At 70.0% G+C, this 15,364-nt stretch carries 17 protein-coding genes; 3 read left to right on the top strand and 14 right to left on the bottom strand.

Annotation, left to right across the window (positions count from 1 at the left end):
* Positions 1-104 precede the first annotated feature (104 nt).
* Both JWP83_RS23195 and JWP83_RS23190 read right to left on the bottom strand, forming a co-directional pair.
* Entirely contained in the window at positions 105-629 is a 525-nt protein-coding gene (locus JWP83_RS23195; RefSeq protein WP_297735411.1) for a PE family protein, read from the bottom strand.
* A 153-nt stretch (positions 630-782) separates the two neighbouring features.
* The gene (locus tag JWP83_RS23190; protein ID WP_297735408.1) at positions 783-1,910 is read right to left on the bottom strand and encodes a Xaa-Pro peptidase family protein; all 1,128 of its coding nucleotides are present in this window, start codon (positions 1,908-1,910) and stop codon (positions 783-785) included.
* Positions 1,911-1,943: 33 nt separating this feature from the next.
* Between JWP83_RS23190 and JWP83_RS23185 the strand changes: the two genes are divergently transcribed.
* Positions 1,944-2,687, top strand: a complete 744-nt coding sequence (locus tag JWP83_RS23185; protein WP_297735405.1) for a B-4DMT family transporter — start codon at positions 1,944-1,946, stop codon at positions 2,685-2,687.
* 3 nt (positions 2,688-2,690) lie between these two features.
* Here the strand turns inward: JWP83_RS23185 and aroQ are convergent, their stop codons facing one another.
* The 10 genes from aroQ to JWP83_RS23135 form a co-directional block, all read right to left on the bottom strand.
* Positions 2,691-3,131: a type II 3-dehydroquinate dehydratase gene (aroQ, locus tag JWP83_RS23180; RefSeq protein WP_297735402.1), complete on the bottom strand. Its 441-nt coding sequence runs from the start codon at positions 3,129-3,131 to the stop codon at positions 2,691-2,693.
* Positions 3,128-4,225, bottom strand: coding sequence for a 3-dehydroquinate synthase (aroB, locus tag JWP83_RS23175; protein ID WP_297735399.1), 1,098 nt, complete (start codon positions 4,223-4,225; stop codon positions 3,128-3,130). The genes aroQ and aroB overlap by 4 nt, the downstream gene beginning before the upstream one ends.
* Positions 4,222-4,752 carry a shikimate kinase gene (locus JWP83_RS23170; RefSeq protein WP_297735396.1) on the bottom strand — a complete coding sequence of 177 codons (531 nt, stop codon included), beginning with the start codon at positions 4,750-4,752 and terminating at the stop codon, positions 4,222-4,224. Before JWP83_RS23170 ends, aroB begins: the two co-directional genes overlap by 4 nt.
* A 5-nt stretch (positions 4,753-4,757) precedes the next feature.
* Complete coding sequence (aroC, locus tag JWP83_RS23165) at positions 4,758-5,963, bottom strand: chorismate synthase (RefSeq protein ID WP_297735530.1); 1,206 nt, start codon at positions 5,961-5,963, stop codon at positions 4,758-4,760.
* Positions 5,964-6,082: 119 nt separating this feature from the next.
* The gene (locus JWP83_RS23160; protein WP_297735393.1) at positions 6,083-6,490 is read right to left on the bottom strand and encodes an A24 family peptidase; all 408 of its coding nucleotides are present in this window, start codon (positions 6,488-6,490) and stop codon (positions 6,083-6,085) included.
* A gap of 10 nt (positions 6,491-6,500) precedes the next feature.
* Entirely contained in the window at positions 6,501-7,322 is an 822-nt protein-coding gene (locus JWP83_RS23155) for a shikimate dehydrogenase (RefSeq protein ID WP_297735390.1), read from the bottom strand.
* The gene (gene mltG / locus JWP83_RS23150; RefSeq protein ID WP_297735387.1) at positions 7,300-8,553 is read right to left on the bottom strand and encodes an endolytic transglycosylase MltG; all 1,254 of its coding nucleotides are present in this window, start codon (positions 8,551-8,553) and stop codon (positions 7,300-7,302) included. Before mltG ends, JWP83_RS23155 begins: the two co-directional genes overlap by 23 nt.
* Positions 8,546-9,064: a Holliday junction resolvase RuvX gene (gene ruvX / locus JWP83_RS23145; protein WP_297735384.1), complete on the bottom strand. Its 519-nt coding sequence runs from the start codon at positions 9,062-9,064 to the stop codon at positions 8,546-8,548. Before ruvX ends, mltG begins: the two co-directional genes overlap by 8 nt.
* Complete coding sequence (gene alaS, locus JWP83_RS23140; RefSeq protein ID WP_297735381.1) at positions 9,065-11,773, bottom strand: alanine--tRNA ligase; 2,709 nt, start codon at positions 11,771-11,773, stop codon at positions 9,065-9,067.
* An 86-nt stretch (positions 11,774-11,859) separates the two neighbouring features.
* The gene (locus tag JWP83_RS23135) at positions 11,860-12,249 is read right to left on the bottom strand and encodes a secondary thiamine-phosphate synthase enzyme YjbQ (RefSeq protein WP_297735528.1); all 390 of its coding nucleotides are present in this window, start codon (positions 12,247-12,249) and stop codon (positions 11,860-11,862) included.
* Positions 12,250-12,419: 170 nt separating this feature from the next.
* Here JWP83_RS23135 and JWP83_RS23130 point away from each other — a divergent pair, with 170 nt between their 5' ends.
* Complete coding sequence (locus JWP83_RS23130; protein WP_297735377.1) at positions 12,420-13,040, top strand: antibiotic biosynthesis monooxygenase; 621 nt, start codon at positions 12,420-12,422, stop codon at positions 13,038-13,040.
* A gap of 97 nt (positions 13,041-13,137) precedes the next feature.
* Complete coding sequence (locus tag JWP83_RS23125) at positions 13,138-13,761, top strand: hypothetical protein (RefSeq protein WP_297735373.1); 624 nt, start codon at positions 13,138-13,140, stop codon at positions 13,759-13,761.
* A gap of 16 nt (positions 13,762-13,777) precedes the next feature.
* Here JWP83_RS23125 and JWP83_RS23120 read toward each other — a convergent pair whose 3' ends face one another.
* The gene (locus tag JWP83_RS23120) at positions 13,778-14,113 is read right to left on the bottom strand and encodes a hypothetical protein (RefSeq protein WP_297735370.1); all 336 of its coding nucleotides are present in this window, start codon (positions 14,111-14,113) and stop codon (positions 13,778-13,780) included.
* Positions 14,110-15,364, bottom strand: a 1,255-nt coding sequence (locus JWP83_RS23115) for a replication-associated recombination protein A (protein ID WP_297735367.1), incomplete at its 5' end; no start/stop codon positions are given. The genes JWP83_RS23115 and JWP83_RS23120, both read right to left, overlap by 4 nt.

Here is a 15,364-nt window from a genome sequence, read left to right as displayed (position 1 = left end):
TGTCAGTGCGCCCCATGCAGATTACCCGCGCCGCGGTGCCGGCCTGCACCGTGCGCCCGCTCCCGGCGGCTCGGGCGGCGCCGGGATCGCGCGGACCCTGCCCCTTACAGGGCGACCAAGATATTCAGCGCAATGTCTATCGTTGGCAGAACGAACACGAAGAAGAATGCCACCGAAAAGGCGATGGCTTGGCGGATCAGCGGAAGCAGAAATCCCGCTAATTGATTGAGTATCTGCTCCAATGTGGTGACAGCGCCGTTTAAGAAATTCTGTACATCGCCCCATATGGTGGATATTGCGCTGGTGATCGAGCCCGCACTCGCAGCCGCGGGCTGCAGCAACGCGGCGTTGGCGGCCTCAGCGGCCGTATAGGAGCCCGCGCCCGCGGCCAAACGCTGCACGAACTGCTCCTGAGACGCGGCCGCCTGCCCGGCCTGCGTCTGGTAGTGCTGAGCGTGCCGAGAGAAGAAGTTGGCGATGCTTACCGACACCTCATCGGCGGCCGCGGGCAGCACCGCGAGGGTCGGGGCGGCCGCCGCGACGTGGGCCGCGCCGAGGTTCGAGCCGATGCCTGCCAAATCCGTTGCCGCGGATGCGATTACCTCCGGCCTCGCGGTCACATATGACATGTCGGTTCTCGCATCCGGTCAGCCTAGCCTGCGGGTATTCGCGCGGAAACCTAACAAAGAACCAACTTTGGGCATCATGTCCAACAGCGCCGCGTGTGACCAAGTCCGCCAACGCGGACTGTTGTTCGGCGCCCACGGCACCACCGGCACCAGCTAGGTCAGGACCGCCAGTTCCTTCGGGAACCGGGTCAGCAGCTCCGGGGTTTCCCCGGCGGTGTGCGACGTCCCATCGGCAACCACCAACGTGTCCTCGATGCGCACGCCGCCGCGGCCGGGCAGGTAGACGCCGGGCTCCACGGTGACCACCGAGCCCGCGAGCAGCGTGCCGGTCGACGTGGCCCCGATTCCCGGCGCTTCGTGGATCTGCAGGCCCACGCCGTGCCCCAAACCGTGGCCGAACTGCTCGCCGTACCCGGCGTCGGCGATCAGCTGCCGCGCGGCGGTATCCACGTCGCGCAGGCCCGCGCCCGGCTTCAGCGCCTCCCGGCCCGCCCGCTGCGCGTCGGCGACCAGCTGGTAGATCTCCAGCTGCCAGGCCGCGGCTTTACCGGCCTTGCCCAGCACGAACGTGCGGGTCATGTCGGAGTGGTAGCCGGCCACAAGGGCGCCGAAGTCGATCTTGACGAAGTCGCCGTCGGCGAGCACCGCGTCGGTCGGGCGGTGGTGCGGGATGGCCGAATTCGGCCCGGCGGCCACGATGGTGTCGAACGAGATCGCGTCCGCGCCGTGGTCGAGCATCAGCGACTCCAGCTCGCGGCTCACCTCGCGTTCGGTCCTGCCGGGCCGCAGGCCGCCGCGCGCCACCAGATCGGTCAGCGCGGCGTCGGCCGCCTCGCAGGCCAGCCGCAGCAGCGCGACCTCGCCGGCGTCCTTGACCTCCCGCAGCGCCTCGACGGTCCCGGCGGCCCGCACCAGCTCGGTGCCCGCCTTGCGCTCCTCCAGCTCGCCCGTCAGCGCGTCGAAGCCGTCGACGGTGACCACGTTGCTCTCGAAGCCCAGTTTCCCGACACGGGCCTCGGCGGCCCGGCGCACGAGGTAGCGCCCGACGGCCCGCTCGATGGCGACCTCGAGGTCGGGCGCCTGCTCGGCGGCCTGGGTGCGGTACCGGCCGTCGGTGGCCAGCACAGGGCCGCGATCGTCGGCGAAAACGAGCAACGCGCCGTTCGAACCGGTGAAGCCCGACAGGTAGCGCACGTTGATCAGGTCCGTGACCAGCATCGCTTCCAGCCCGCTGGCACCGATCTGCGCTTTCAGATTGTCTCGACGCTGGGAATGTGTCACGACCCTTGACGGTACTCGCTAGGATTTTCCCCTATGAGGAACTGGATCCTGCGCGGATTGGTGTTCGCCGGCGCGATGGTCGTCGTCCGTTTGATTCAAGGTGCACTGATCAACGCGTGGCAAACACAGGCCGGGCTGATCAGCGTCGTGCTGCTGCTCTTGTTCGTGATCGGCGTCACCGCGTGGGGTGTGTTGGACGGCCGCGCCGACGCCAGGGCCAACCCGGATCCGGACCGTCGCCAGGACCTGGCGATGACCTGGCTGCTGGCCGGCCTCTTCGCCGGCATCGTCAGCGGCGCGGTGGCCTGGCTCATCGCGCTGGTGTACACGGGGCTGTACACCGGGGGCCTGATCAACGAGCTGACGACGTTCGCGGCCTTCACCGCCCTCCTCGTCTTCCTGCCCGGAATCATCGGTGTGGCCGTGGGCCGCTGGCGGGTGGACCGGCAGTTTGAGAAGACGCCGGAGAAACACCACGGCCTCGGCGTTAAGCCGGAGCGGGAGGGCGACACCGACGTCTTCTCCGCCGTTCGCGGCGATGAGACGCCGACCGGCGAGATACCCGCACAGACGGCCCCCGGGGCCCGCGCCGAGGAACGCACCGCGGGGGTCGCGACCGCCGAGCGCGACGCACCCACGGAAACCATCCCGACCGCGCGTCGCGAAGCGCCCACCGAATCGATCCCCACATCCACCGACGACGCCAAGACCGAGGTCATCCGCACCGACACCGACCCCAAGCACGCCAGGCCGAGTTCGGAGCCGGAGCAGGGCTAACCCCTAGTCGTCAAGCGCGTCGGCCAGGTAACGCAGGGCGAGCAGGTAACCCTGGATGCCGAGCCCGACGATCACCCCGGTCGCGATCGGGCTGATGTAGGAGTGCCGCCGAAACTCTTCGCGGGCATGCACGTTGGAGATGTGCACCTCGATCAGGGGCGCGCCCAACTCGGCGCACGCATCCCGCAGCGCCACCGAGGTATGGGTGAGGCCGCCGGCGTTGAGGATCACCGGTTCGCCCGCGTCGGCCGCCAGGTGAATCCAGTCCAGCAGCCGCGCTTCGTTATCGCTTTGCCGCACAACGGCTTTGAGCCCCAACGCGGCGGCTTCGCGCTCGATCAGCGCGGCCAGCTGGTCGTGCGTCGTGTCCCCGTACACGTCGGGCTCGCGCCGGCCCAGCCGGCCCAGGTTCGGGCCGTTGATGACATTCACCGTCGTGGTCATGGAGCTTCCGGCCCCGCTAGCCCGTCGTAGGCCGCCGCCAGCAACGCCGGGTCCGGTCCCGTTAGCCGGCCCGGCTTCCCGAGCCCGTCGAGGACCACGAACCGAAGCACGCCGGCGCGGGTCTTCTTGTCCCCGGCCATGTATTCGAGCAACTGCGGCAACGCGTCGGCGTCGTAGCTGACCGGCAGGCCGAGCGAGGTCAGGATGCTGCGGTGGCGCGCCGCGGTGTCGTCGTCCAGCCGGCCGGCGAGCCGGGCCAGCTCCGCGGCGAACACCAGGCCCACCGACACCGCGGCACCATGCCGCCACCGGTAGCGCTCCCGGCGCTCGATCGCGTGCCCCAAAGTGTGGCCGTAGTTCAGGATTTCGCGCAGCTCCGACTCCTTCTCGTCGGCGGCGACGACCTCCGCCTTGACGGCGACCGCGCGCCGGATCAGCTCCGGCAGCACGTCTCCCGTCGGGTCCAGCGCGGCCTGCGGGTCGGCCTCGATGAGGTCCAGGATCACCGGGTCGGCGATGAACCCCGCCTTCACCACCTCGGCCATCCCCGCGGCGAGTTCGTTGCGCGGCAACGTTTTCAGCGTCAACAGGTCGACGAGGACGGCCAGCGGCTGATGGAACGCGCCGACCAGGTTCTTGCCCGCCTCGGTGTTGATGCCGGTCTTGCCGCCGACGGCCGCGTCGACCATGCCCAGCAACGTGGTGGGCACATGGATGATGTCGACGCCGCGCAGCCAGGTCGCCGCCGCGAAACCGGCGACGTCGGTGGCCGCGCCGCCGCCGAGGCTGACCAGGGCGTCCTTGCGGCCGATTCCGATGCGGCCCAACACCTCCCAGATAAATCCCACGACGGGCAGGTCCTTGCCCGCCTCGGCGTCCGGGATCTCGATGCGGTGCGCATCAATCCCCTTGTCGGCCAACCGGCTTCGGATCTCCTCGGCGGTCTCCGCGAGCACCGGCTGATGAAGGACGGCGACCCGGTGCCGGCCGGACAGCAGGTCCGCGAGCTCGCCCAGCAGCCCGGTGCCGATCACCACCGGATACGGTTCGTCGACGGCCACGTACACGGTGACCGGCCCCCCGCTGTCGGTCATTTCGCGGCCCCGCTGGGCGTCTGCAAGCGAGAAAGGATGTTGCGGACCACCGCCCCGGGATTGCGCCGGTTGGTGTCGACCCGGATGGTCGCGACGCGCCGATACAGCGGAATCCGTGTGGTCATCAGGGCTTTGAATTTCGAGTATTTCTCGGCATCGTCTCCGGACAGCAGCGGCCGCACGGTGGTGCCGCCGGTGCGCCGCACCCCTTCCCGGGCGCCGATCTCGAGGTAAATGACCGTGTGCCCGGCAAGCGCGTCGCATACCCCCGGGCTGGTGATCGCGCCGCCGCCGAGCGAGACGATGCCGTCGTGGTCGGCCAGCGCCGCGCGGACCACCTGTTCCTCGATGCGGCGGAACTCCTGTTCCCCGTCGGTGGCGAAGATCTCGGCGATGCTGCGGCCGGTCTGCTCCTCGATCGCCACGTCGGTGTCGAGCAGGCCGACCCCGAGCGCCTTGGCCAGCCGCCGCCCGATGGTGGACTTGCCCGAGCCCGGCAGGCCCACAAGTACCGCTTTGGGTGCCATCACGCCTACCCGGACATTCGCGCGGCGGGCGATTCGCGGTCGGCGACTGCGCGCTGGTAGGACTCGACGTTGCGGCGGGTCTCGGTCAGCGAATCGCCGCCGAACTTCTCCAGCGCCGCGCGGGCCAGCACCAGCGCCACCATGGTCTCGACCACGACCCCGGCGGCGGGCACCGCGCACACGTCCGAGCGCTGGTGGATCGCGACGGCCTCGTCGCCGGTCGCCATGTCGACGGTGGCCAGGGCCCGGGGCACGGTGGAAATGGGCTTCATCGCCGCCCGCACCCGCAGCGGCTGGCCGTTGGTCATGCCGCCTTCCAGCCCGCCGGCGCGGTTGGTCGAGCGGACGACGCCGTCGGGCCCGGGGTACATCTCGTCGTGCGCGCGGCTGCCGCGGCGCCGCGCGGTCTCGAAACCGTCGCCGATCTCGACGCCCTTGATCGCCTGGATGCCCATGACGGCGGCGGCCAGCTGGCTGTCCAGCCGGTTGTCTCCGCTGGTGAACGATCCCAGACCCACCGGCAGGCCCAGCGCCACGACCTCCACCACGCCGCCGAGGGTGTCGCCGTCCTTCTTGGCCGCCTCGATCTCGGCGATCATCGCTTCCTCGGCCGCCTTGTCGAACGCGCGGACCGGGCTGTCGTCGATCGCGGGCAGGTCCCCCGGGCGCGGCGGCGGACCGTCGTAGGGCGCCGACAGGCCGATCGCGATGACGTGCGAGAGCACCTCGACGCCCAGCGCCTGACGCAGGAACGACCGCGCGACGGTCCCGGCCGCGACGCGGGCGGCGGTCTCGCGGGCGCTGGCCCGCTCCAGCACCGGCCTGGCGTCGTCGAACCCGTACTTGAGCATGCCCGCGTAGTCGGCGTGACCGGGACGGGGCCGGGTGAGCGGGGCGTTGCGCGCCGACTCTTCCAATTCCGCGGGGTCGACGGGGTCGGGGGCCATCACGGTTTCCCACTTCGGCCATTCGGTGTTGCCGATCTCGATGGCGATCGGCCCGCCGAGGGTGACGCCGTGGCGTATCCCGGACAGGATGGTCACCGCGTCGCGCTCGAACTTCATCCGCGCACCGCGACCGTAGCCGAGGCGGCGCCGGGCCAGCTCGTCGGCGATTTCGGTCGAGGTGACCTCCACGCCGGCGACCATGCCTTCGACCACGGCCACCAGCGCGCGGCCATGGGATTCTCCGGCGGTGATCCAGCGCAACACCCGTTCATCTTCCCACGGTTGCCGCCGCGGATTTAAATCCTCGCCGTGCGTCGAAATCGACGCCAGCGCGTGGGTCTCTCGCACTTTTCCGCGCTGCCGTGGATTTCGACGCGGGAAGGTCAGAGAACGGCCAGGCCGACGGCGGCCGCGGTGGCCAGGCACATCGCGGGGCCGTGCGCAACCGTGCGCGCGCCGCGCAGTAACCCCCACAGCGCCGTGAGCAGCGGCGCGGTCAGCGCCGCCAGGAACCACACGCCGGGGCCGAAACAGCCGGCCAGGCCGCCCAGCCCGATCGCCAGCTTGACGTCGCCGGCCCCCATCGCCGCCGGCGCCGCCAGGTGGACCATCAGGTACGTCCCGGTCAGCGCCGCCGCGCCGGCCAGCGCGGGCAGCCCCCGGCCGGCCAGGGTGGCGGCCAGCAGAATGACGGCCGCGCCGGGCAGCGTCAGCAGGTTGGGCAGCCGGCGTCGCCGGATGTCGCAGCAGCTCAACGCGCCCATCCAGAGCAACACGACCCCAGCCGTCATGCGCGGCAGGCTAGCCCAACGCCGCCTCCATCGCCGCTCGCGGCGCGGGCAGCCCGGTGAACTGTTCCACCTGGGAAAACGCCTGATGCAGCAGCATCCGCAAGCCGTTGATCACCCGGCCGCCCGCCGCGCCTACCGCGGCGGCCAGCGGCGTGGGCCACGGGTCGTAGACGGCATCCAGCAGCACCGGGATCGCGGCGAACGCGCCGGCATACCGCGCGGCCACCTCGGCGGGGATGGTGCTGACCAGCACCTCCGCGGCCGCCACCTCGTCGGCCAGCCCGCCGCCGCCCAGCCGGCAGAACCGCGTCGGCACGCCGATCCGGGCGCCGAGATCCACCAGCCGGGCCGCCTTCTGCGGATCCCGCGCCACGACCGTGATGCCGCTGACGCCGAGTTCGGCCAGGCCCACAACTACCGCCGGCGCGGTGCCGCCCGATCCACACACCAGCGCCCGTCCAGAGGCCGACCCGATCGCTCCGGTGACCCCGTCGATGTCGGTGTTGTCGGCCCGCCACCCCGCCGGCGTACGCACCAGGGTGTTGGCCGAGCCAACCCGGGCCGCGCGTTCGGTGTGCTCGTCGGCGAATCGCAGGGCGGCGAACTTGCCCGGCATGGTCACCGACACGCCGACCCATTCCGGCCCGAAGCCGCCGACCACGCCCGACAGCTCCTCGGCGCCGCATTCGATGCGCTCGTAGGTCCAGTCGTGCAGGCCCAGCGCCCGGTAGGCGGCCAGATGCAGTTGCGGGGAGCGCGAATGCGCGATCGGCGAGCCGAGAACGGCCGCTCTTCGAGGAGGCGCCGAGCTAGCGCGCGCTGTCGAGGACACCGTTGCGCTTAGCCAGCTCGATGTTGGCCAAATGCTGCTGATAATCCTTCGTGAACAGCGTCGTGCCCTGGGCATCGATGGTGACGAAGTACAGCCAGTCGCCCGGCTCCGGATGCTCGGCCGAGCGCAGCGCGTCGACGCCGGGCGAACAGATCGCCGTGGCGGGCAGCCCCTGGGACACGTAGGTGTTCCACGGGGTCCGCTGGCCGCGGTCGGCGTCGGTGGTGGCGACCTCGCGGCGGTCCAGCGGGTAGTTCACGGTCGAGTCGAATTCCAGCGTGTGGCGGGCGTGCAGGCGGTTGTAGATCACCTGCGCCACCTTCGGGAAGTCCTGGGAATTGGATTCCTGCTGTACCAGCGAGGCGACCACCAGGATGTCGTAGGGCGACAGGCCCATCGCCTGTGCGGAGTCCAGCAGGCCGGACTTCATGTACTCCACGGCGCCCGCGCTGATCAGGCTCGTCAGGATGCTTTCGGCCGACGACGAGGGATCGATGTTGAAGGTCCCCGGCGCGATGAGGCCCTCGATCCGGCGATGGTCCTTGGCCAGCTCGGTGACCGGCTCGACGGCCCACGGCGGCACCGCCAACACCGTGGGCGGGCTGTCGGAGGCCGCCGCGCGCAGGTCGTCCACCGAGACGCAGCGCTTGTTGCCGTCGAGATCCACGCAGGTGGCGCGGGAAATCAACGAGAAGATTCCGGGATTCACCGCGTTGGTCTTCATGTCGGTGGTGTCGTCGAGCTGACGGCCCTCCGGGATGACCAGTCGCCCCACCCGGCTGTTCGGGTCGGCCAGCCGTGCGACGGCGTTGGCCGCCGGGATTTCCGTGCGCATCCGGTAGTAGCCGGGCTGGATTGAGTTGATCGCGGCGTTGCCGTGCGCGGCGTTGACGAACGCGCGCACCGTGGCGACCACTCCCTGGCTGTGCAGCGTCTCCCCGACCATGGTGGTCGAGTCACCGTCCTGCACGTGAATGACGATGTCGCGCTTGCCGTTTCCGTTGTAATCGTCACCGGACCCGACCACCGTGTTCCAGAGCCTGGTGCCGACGAAGACGACGGTCACCATGACCACGACGGACAGCACGAGCGTGACCCTGCCGGCGAAGCGTCGGCGTCGCTGGCTCTCTTGTTCACGCCGGCGCGCTGCGCGGTCGACGCGGCTCATCCGCCGCCGGGGCGGCCCGACGGCCTCGGGCTCGGCGCGCTGGCCGCGGGCGCTGTCAACCATCGGTGACCCCCTTGGTCACCGCGCGACGCTGGTCGAGCCAGCTCTGCAGGATCGCCACCGCCGCGGCCTGGTCGATCACCGCCCGCTGCTCCCTGGCCCGCACACCCGCGGCTCGCAGCGACCGCTGGGCGCTCACGGTGGTGAGCCGCTCATCGGCGAGCCGCACCGGGATGGGGGCGATCCGCCGGGCCAGCGTGTCGGCCAGTTCGATCGCGTCCTGGGCCGACGGCCCGGTGCGGTCGGCCAGGGTGCGCGGCAACCCGACGACCACCTCGACGGCCTCCAGCTCGGCGGCGAGCTCGGCCAGCCGGCGCAGGTGCTTGCCGGAACGGTCGCGGCGCACCGTCTCCACCGGGGTGGCCAGGATGCCGTCGGGATCGCTGGCGGCCACGCCGATACGCACACTGCCGACGTCGACGCCGAGGCTTCTCCCGCGTCGGGGCCCGCGCCCCGGACTGTCCTGATCAGGATCGCCGGGCCGGTCGGGGAGGCGGTGCTGTGCGGGGACCACTCAACCGACCCGCTTTATCTCTGCGCGCACCGCGTCGAGTGCGGCGTCGATGCCGGTCGGGTCCTTTCCCGAGCCCTGCGCCAGGTCGGCCTTGCCACCGCCGCGGCCGTCGACGGCCCCGGCGAGCTGCTTGATCAGGTCGTTGGCGCGGATGCCGAGATCTTGGGCGGCCGCGTTGGCCGCGACCACGTAGGGCACGGATTTGTCACCCGCTGAATTGTCCGCGATCAGTGCGACCACCGCGGGATCGCCGCCCAGCCTGCCCCGGACGTCTCCGACCAGGGAACGCAGGTCGGCCGCCGTCATCCCACTCGACATCCGCTGCGCCACCACACGCACGTTACCGATTCGCTCGGCGCCGGCCGCGGCGTTGATGGCGGCGGCCCGGGCGCCCGCGAGCCGGGCGCGCTCGAGTTCCTTCTCGGCGGCCTTGAGCCGCTCCACCAGGTTGGCGACCCGGGCCGGCACCTCCTCGGACGGCACCTTCAGCGACGACGCCAGCCCCGCCATCAGCGCGCGCTCCTTGGCCAGGTGGCGGAACGACTCCAGCCCGACGTAGGCCTCCACCCGGCGGATCCCGGAGCCGATCGACGACTCGCCCAGGATCGTCACCGGACCGATCTGCGCCGAGTTGTGCACGTGCGTGCCGCCGCACAGCTCCAGGGAGAACGGCCCGCCGATCTCCACCACGCGCACCTCGTCGGGATAGGCCTCGCCGAAGAGCGCCATCGCCCCCATCGCCTTGGCCTTCTCGAGCCGCTCGGTGAAGGTGTGCACCTCGAAGTCGGCCTGCACGGCCTGGTTGGTGACCTCTTCAATCTGGGTGCGCTGGTCCTCGGTCAGCGCACCCTGCCAGTTGAAGTCGAAGCGCAGGTAGCCCGGCCGGTTCAGCGATCCCGCCTGAACGGCGTTGGGCCCCAGCACTTGCCGCAGCGCGGCGTGCACCATGTGGGTGCCCGAGTGGCCCTGCGTGGCGCCGCGGCGCCAGCCCGCGTCGACGGCCGCGACGACGGTGTCGCCTTCCACGAATTCCCCGGACTCCACGTTTACCCGATGCACCCAAAGGGTTTTGGCGATCTTCTGCACGTCGGTGACGGCGGCCCGGGCGCTCTCGTTGGCGCCGGTTCCGCTGATGCTGCCCTCGTCGGCGATCTGCCCGCCCGACTCGGCGTAGAGCGGGGTGCGGTCCAGCACCAGTTCGACACGGTCCGCCCCCTCCGTGCCGTGCGCGACGACCGGCACCCGCCTGCCGTCGACGAAGATGCCCAAAATCCTTGCCTCGGAGGTCAACTCGTCGAACCCGGTGAACTCGGTGGGCCCCGCGTCGACCAGTTCACGGTAGGCGCTCAGGTCGGCGTGCGCGTGCTTGCGCGCGGCGGCGTCGGCCTTGGCGCGGCGGCGCTGCTCGGCCATCAATTCCCGGAAGCCGATCTCGTCGACCTGCAGGCCGGCCTCGGACGCCATCTCCAGCGTGAGGTCGATCGGGAAGCCGTAGGTGTCGTGCAGGGTGAAGGCGTCCGTACCGGACACCACCGCGGCGGCCGCCGCCTTGGTGGCGCCGGCGACCTCCTCGAACAGCCTCGAACCCGAGGCGAGCGTGCGATTGAACGCGGTCTCCTCGGCGACGGCGATGCGCCTGATGCGGTCGAAATCGGTGACCAGTTCGGGGTACGAGGGGCCCATCGAGTCCCGCACGGTCGCCATCAGGTCGCCGACGATCGGATCCTCGATGCCCAGCAGCTTGGCCGAGCGGATCACCCGGCGCAGCAGCCGGCGCAGGACATAGCCGCGCCCGTCGTTGCCGGGGCTGACGCCGTCACCGATCAGGATCGCCGCGGTGCGGCTGTGGTCGGCAATGACGCGGTAACGCACGTCATCCTCGTGGTTGCCCGCGTCGTAGGGACGCGCGGCGACGGTCGCCACCTTGTCGATAACCGGCCTCAGCAGGTCGGTTTCGTAGACGTTGTGCACGCCCTGCAGCACGAAGGCCACGCGCTCGACGCCCATGCCGGTGTCGATGTTCTTGCGCGGCAACGGCCCGAGGATCTCGAAGTCGGTTTTGCCCGTGCCTTCGCCGCGCTCGCTTTGCATGAAGACGAGGTTCCACAGCTCGACGTAGCGGTCCTCGTTGGCTATCGGGCCGCCGCCCACGCCGAACTCTTCTCCGCGGTCGTAATAGATCTCCGAGGACGGGCCGCACGGCCCGGGAATGCCCATCGACCAGTAGTTGTCCTCCATGCCGCGGCGCTGGATCCGCTCCGCCGGCAGGCCGGCGATCTCGCGCCACAGTCCAAATGCCTCGTCGTCATCGAAATAGACTGTAGCCCAGAGTCTTTCGGGGTCCAGGCCGTATCCGCCGTCGGCTTCGTCGTCGATGGGGTTGGTTAGCAGCGACCAGGCCAGCTCGATCGCGCGGCGCTTGAAGTAGTCGCCGAAGGAAAAGTTGCCGGCCATCTGGAAGAAGGTGTTGTGCCGGGTGGTGATGCCCACCTCGTCGATATCGGGCGTGCGGATGCACTTTTGGATGCTGGTGGCCGTCGCATACGGCGGTGTGCGCGCGCCCAGGAAGAACGGCACGAACTGGACCATCCCGGCGTTGACGAACAGCAGGTTGGGGTCGTCGAGGATCACCGAGGCGCTCGGCACCTCGGTGTGGCCAGCCTTCACGAAATGATCGAGGAATCGCTTCCTGATCTCGTGTGTCTGCACTTTTAGTTCGCTTCTTCCTGTTGCTGTGACTGCTATTGCCAGCCTATTTGGTGCCGTCCGCACGGGACCTAAGGGGCTCGGGGGCGCTAACCCTCCAAAAAGCTCAACCGCACCGAGCGCCGCGGGTTGTCCCGGTTGAGGTCAACCAGCACGATGCTTTGCCAAGTGCCCAGCTGCGGATCCCCGCTGGCGACCGGCACCGTCACCGACGGCGCGACGATCGCTGGCAGCACGTGGTCGGCGCCGTGGCCGGGCGATCCATGCGCGTGCCGATAGCGGTCGTCGCGTGGCAACAGCCGTTCCAGCGTGTCGATCAGGTCTTCGTCGGAGCCGGCGCCGGTCTCGATGATCGCGACCCCGGCCGTCGCGTGCGGGACGAACACGTTGCACAGGCCGTCGCCGTAGCTGAAGCAGAACCGGCGCACCGCATCGGTCAGATCGACGATGCAGCAACGGGCGGTATCGACCTCCAGCACATCGGTATGCACCCGGTCAAGCCTACGGCGAGGCCAGCATGACCGGCCAATCGTTTGTGAGGGCGGCCACACCCCCGGGGGGCATTGCCACTGGTAACCGCTAGGAGGAAGGTAACTCCTGGACCGGTGGCGCCACCGGGGCGCCGCCCCGAACAAAGAGGGGGTGGATCGTGTACGCACGCTCTACCACTGTCCAGGCGCAACCGTCGTCCATCGACGCGGGAATTGCGCACGTTCGCGACGAGGTTATGCCCGTGCTCCAGGGCATGGCGGGGTTTGTCGGCGTATCCCTTTTGGTCGACCGGCAGTCCGGCCGGTGCATCGCCACCAGTGCCTGGGAGACCGAGGAGGCCATGCGCGCCAGCGCGGAAGAGCTAAGGCCGATCCGTGATCGGGCCGCGCAAATGTTCGGCGGGACGGCGGACACCGACGAGTGGGAGATCGCGGCGCTGCACCGTGATCACAACGCGCCCAACGGTGCGCGCGTCCGTGCGACCTGGGTCAAGGTGCCGCAGGATCGAATGGACCAAGGCATCGAGCACTACAAGTCGTCCGTCCTGCCCCAGCTCGAGGACCTCGACGGGTTCTGCAGCGCCAGCCTGCTGGTCGACCGCGCATCCGGGCGCGGCGTGGCTTCCGTGACGTTCGACAGCCTCGACGCGATGGAGCGCAACAGGGATCAGGCAACCGCCCTCAAGATCGCGTCGATGCGAGAGGCGGGCGTCGAGGAACTCGACGAGCGCGAGTTCGAGCTGGCGCTAGCGCACTTGCGGGTACCCGAGCTGGCCTGATCCCGGCACCCATTGCCTGGGATCAGCGGTAGGAGGAAGGTATCTATCGGACCGGTGGCGCCACCGGGGCGCTACCCCGACATAGGAGGGGTCGACCGTGTACGCACGCTCCACCACCATTCAGGCGCAACCTCTGTCGGTCGACATTGGCATTGCGCACGTTCGTGATGTCGTCATGCCCGCCCTGCGGGAGATGAACGGGTATGTCGGGTTGTCGCTGTTGGTGGACCGCCAGTCCGGCAGATGCATCGCGACCAGCGCCTGGCAGACGATGGAAGCGATGCGCGCCGGCGCCGAGCGGGTGGCCCCGGTCCGCGACCGCGCCGCGTTGATGTTCGACGGCAGCGCCAAGGTCGAAGAGTGGGACATCGCCATGCTGCACCGCGACCACCGCTCGCTGGACGGCGCGTGCGTGCGGGCCACCTGGCTCAAGGTGGTGCCGGATCAGCTGAATCGATCCCTGAACTTCTACCGGTCCTCGGTGCTTCCGGAACTCGAGAACCTCGACGGGTTCTGCAGCGCCAGTCTGATGGTCGACCACCCCGCGTGCCGGCGGGCGGTGGCTTGCTCGACGTTCGACAGCATGGACGCGATGGCCCGAAACCGCGATCGGGCCACCGAGCTGCGCAGCAGGCGCGTCCGGGATCTGGGCGCCGAGGTGGTCGACGTGGCGGAGTTCGAGCTGGCGATCGCCCACCTGCGGGTGCCCGAGCTGGTCTAAGCGCGCGGTCTAGCCGCTAGGGCAGCGCGTCCCCGGGGAATCCGCGGCACTCGTGCACCTGATAGGTGAACACGCCCGCCGCCACCCCGGGGTCGTCGGCCATGATCGCGGTGGTCTCGTCGACCGTCGCGGCGAACACCCCGATACCGCAGACGTCGGACTCGTCGGCGACCCGCAGCACCACCGCCAGCACGCCGTCGTCGCGCAGGCCGAAGTTGCGCCGGCCGTGCTCCCAGATGACCCCTGGCGACGACTCGCCACCGAACCTGGGGCCGCGCTTGAGGATGACGACACTGTAGGGCCTGGTGGTGGGCAGCAGCCGGCCCATCTCCTCGTCGGTGAAGGTTTTCATGTTCGTCCCCTCCTACGGATGATCGCGCGCAGCCGGTCCAGTCGGCCGGCCATCTCACGTTCGCCGCCGCGGCCGGTCGGCCGATAGTAGTCCACGCCCACCAGCTCGTCGGGCGGATATTGTTGGGCGGCAACACCATCCGGGGCGTCGTGGGAGTATTTGTAGCCCTGGGCGTTGCCCAGCGCCGCGGCACCGGAGTAGTGCCCGTCGCGCAGATGGGGCGGGACCAGGCCGGCCTTGCCGGTCCTGATGTCGTCCATCGCCGCCGTCAGCGCGGTGGTGACGGCGTTGGACTTCGGCGCGGTGGCCAGATGGATGGTGGCGTGCGCCAGCGTCAGCTGGGCCTCGGGCATGCCGATCAGCGCCACGGTCTGGGCGGCGGCGACCGCGGTCTGCAGCGCGGTCGGGTCGGCCATGCCGACGTCCTCGCTGGCCAGGATCATCAGCCGGCGCGCGACGAACCGCGGGTCCTCCCCCGCCACCAGCATGCGGGCCAGGTAGTGCAGCGCGGCGTCGACGTCGGAGCCGCGCACCGACTTGATGAAGGCGCTGACGACGTCGTAGTGCTGGTCGCCGTCGCGGTCGTAGCGCACGGCGGCCTTGTCCAGGGACTGCTCGATGGTCTCGACGCTGACCGCGTCGTTGGCCTCGGCGGCGACCTCCAGCGCGGTCAGGGCGCGGCGGGCATCACCGGCGGCCAGCTGCACGAGGAGGTCGACGGCCTCGGGCTGCACCGCGACCCGGCCGCCCAGGCCGCGGGGGTCATCGATCGCGCGCTGCACCACGGTGCGGATGTCGTCGGAGGTCAGCGGCCGCAGCTGCAGGATCAGCGACCGGGACAGCAGCGGCGCCACCACCGAGAACGAGGGGTTCTCCGTCGTCGCCGCCACCAAAAGCACCACCCGGTTCTCCACGGCGGCCAGCAACGCGTCCTGCTGGGTCTTGGAAAAGCGGTGCACCTCGTCGATGAACAGCACGGTCTGCTCGCCGTGCGCGGCGGCGCGTCGCGCGGTGTCGATCACGGCGCGGTCTTCCTTGACCCCGGCCGACAGCGCCGAGAGCGCCTCGAACCGGCGGCCCGTCGACTGCGAGATCAGCGACGCCAGCGTGGTCTTGCCGGTGCCGGGCGGGCCGTAGAGGATGACCGACGCCGCGCCCGATCCCTCTACCAGGCGGCGCATCGGCGAGTTCGGCTGCAGCAGGTGATCCTGGCCGAGGACTTCGTCGAGCGAGGCAGGGCGCATCCGCACC

Source organism: Mycobacterium sp. (assembly GCF_025965855.1).
Taxonomy (GTDB): Bacteria; Actinomycetota; Actinomycetes; order Mycobacteriales; family Mycobacteriaceae; genus Mycobacterium.
The sequence above is the reverse complement of the archived record's forward strand: the minus strand, read 5'-3'. Positions and strand labels throughout refer to the sequence as shown.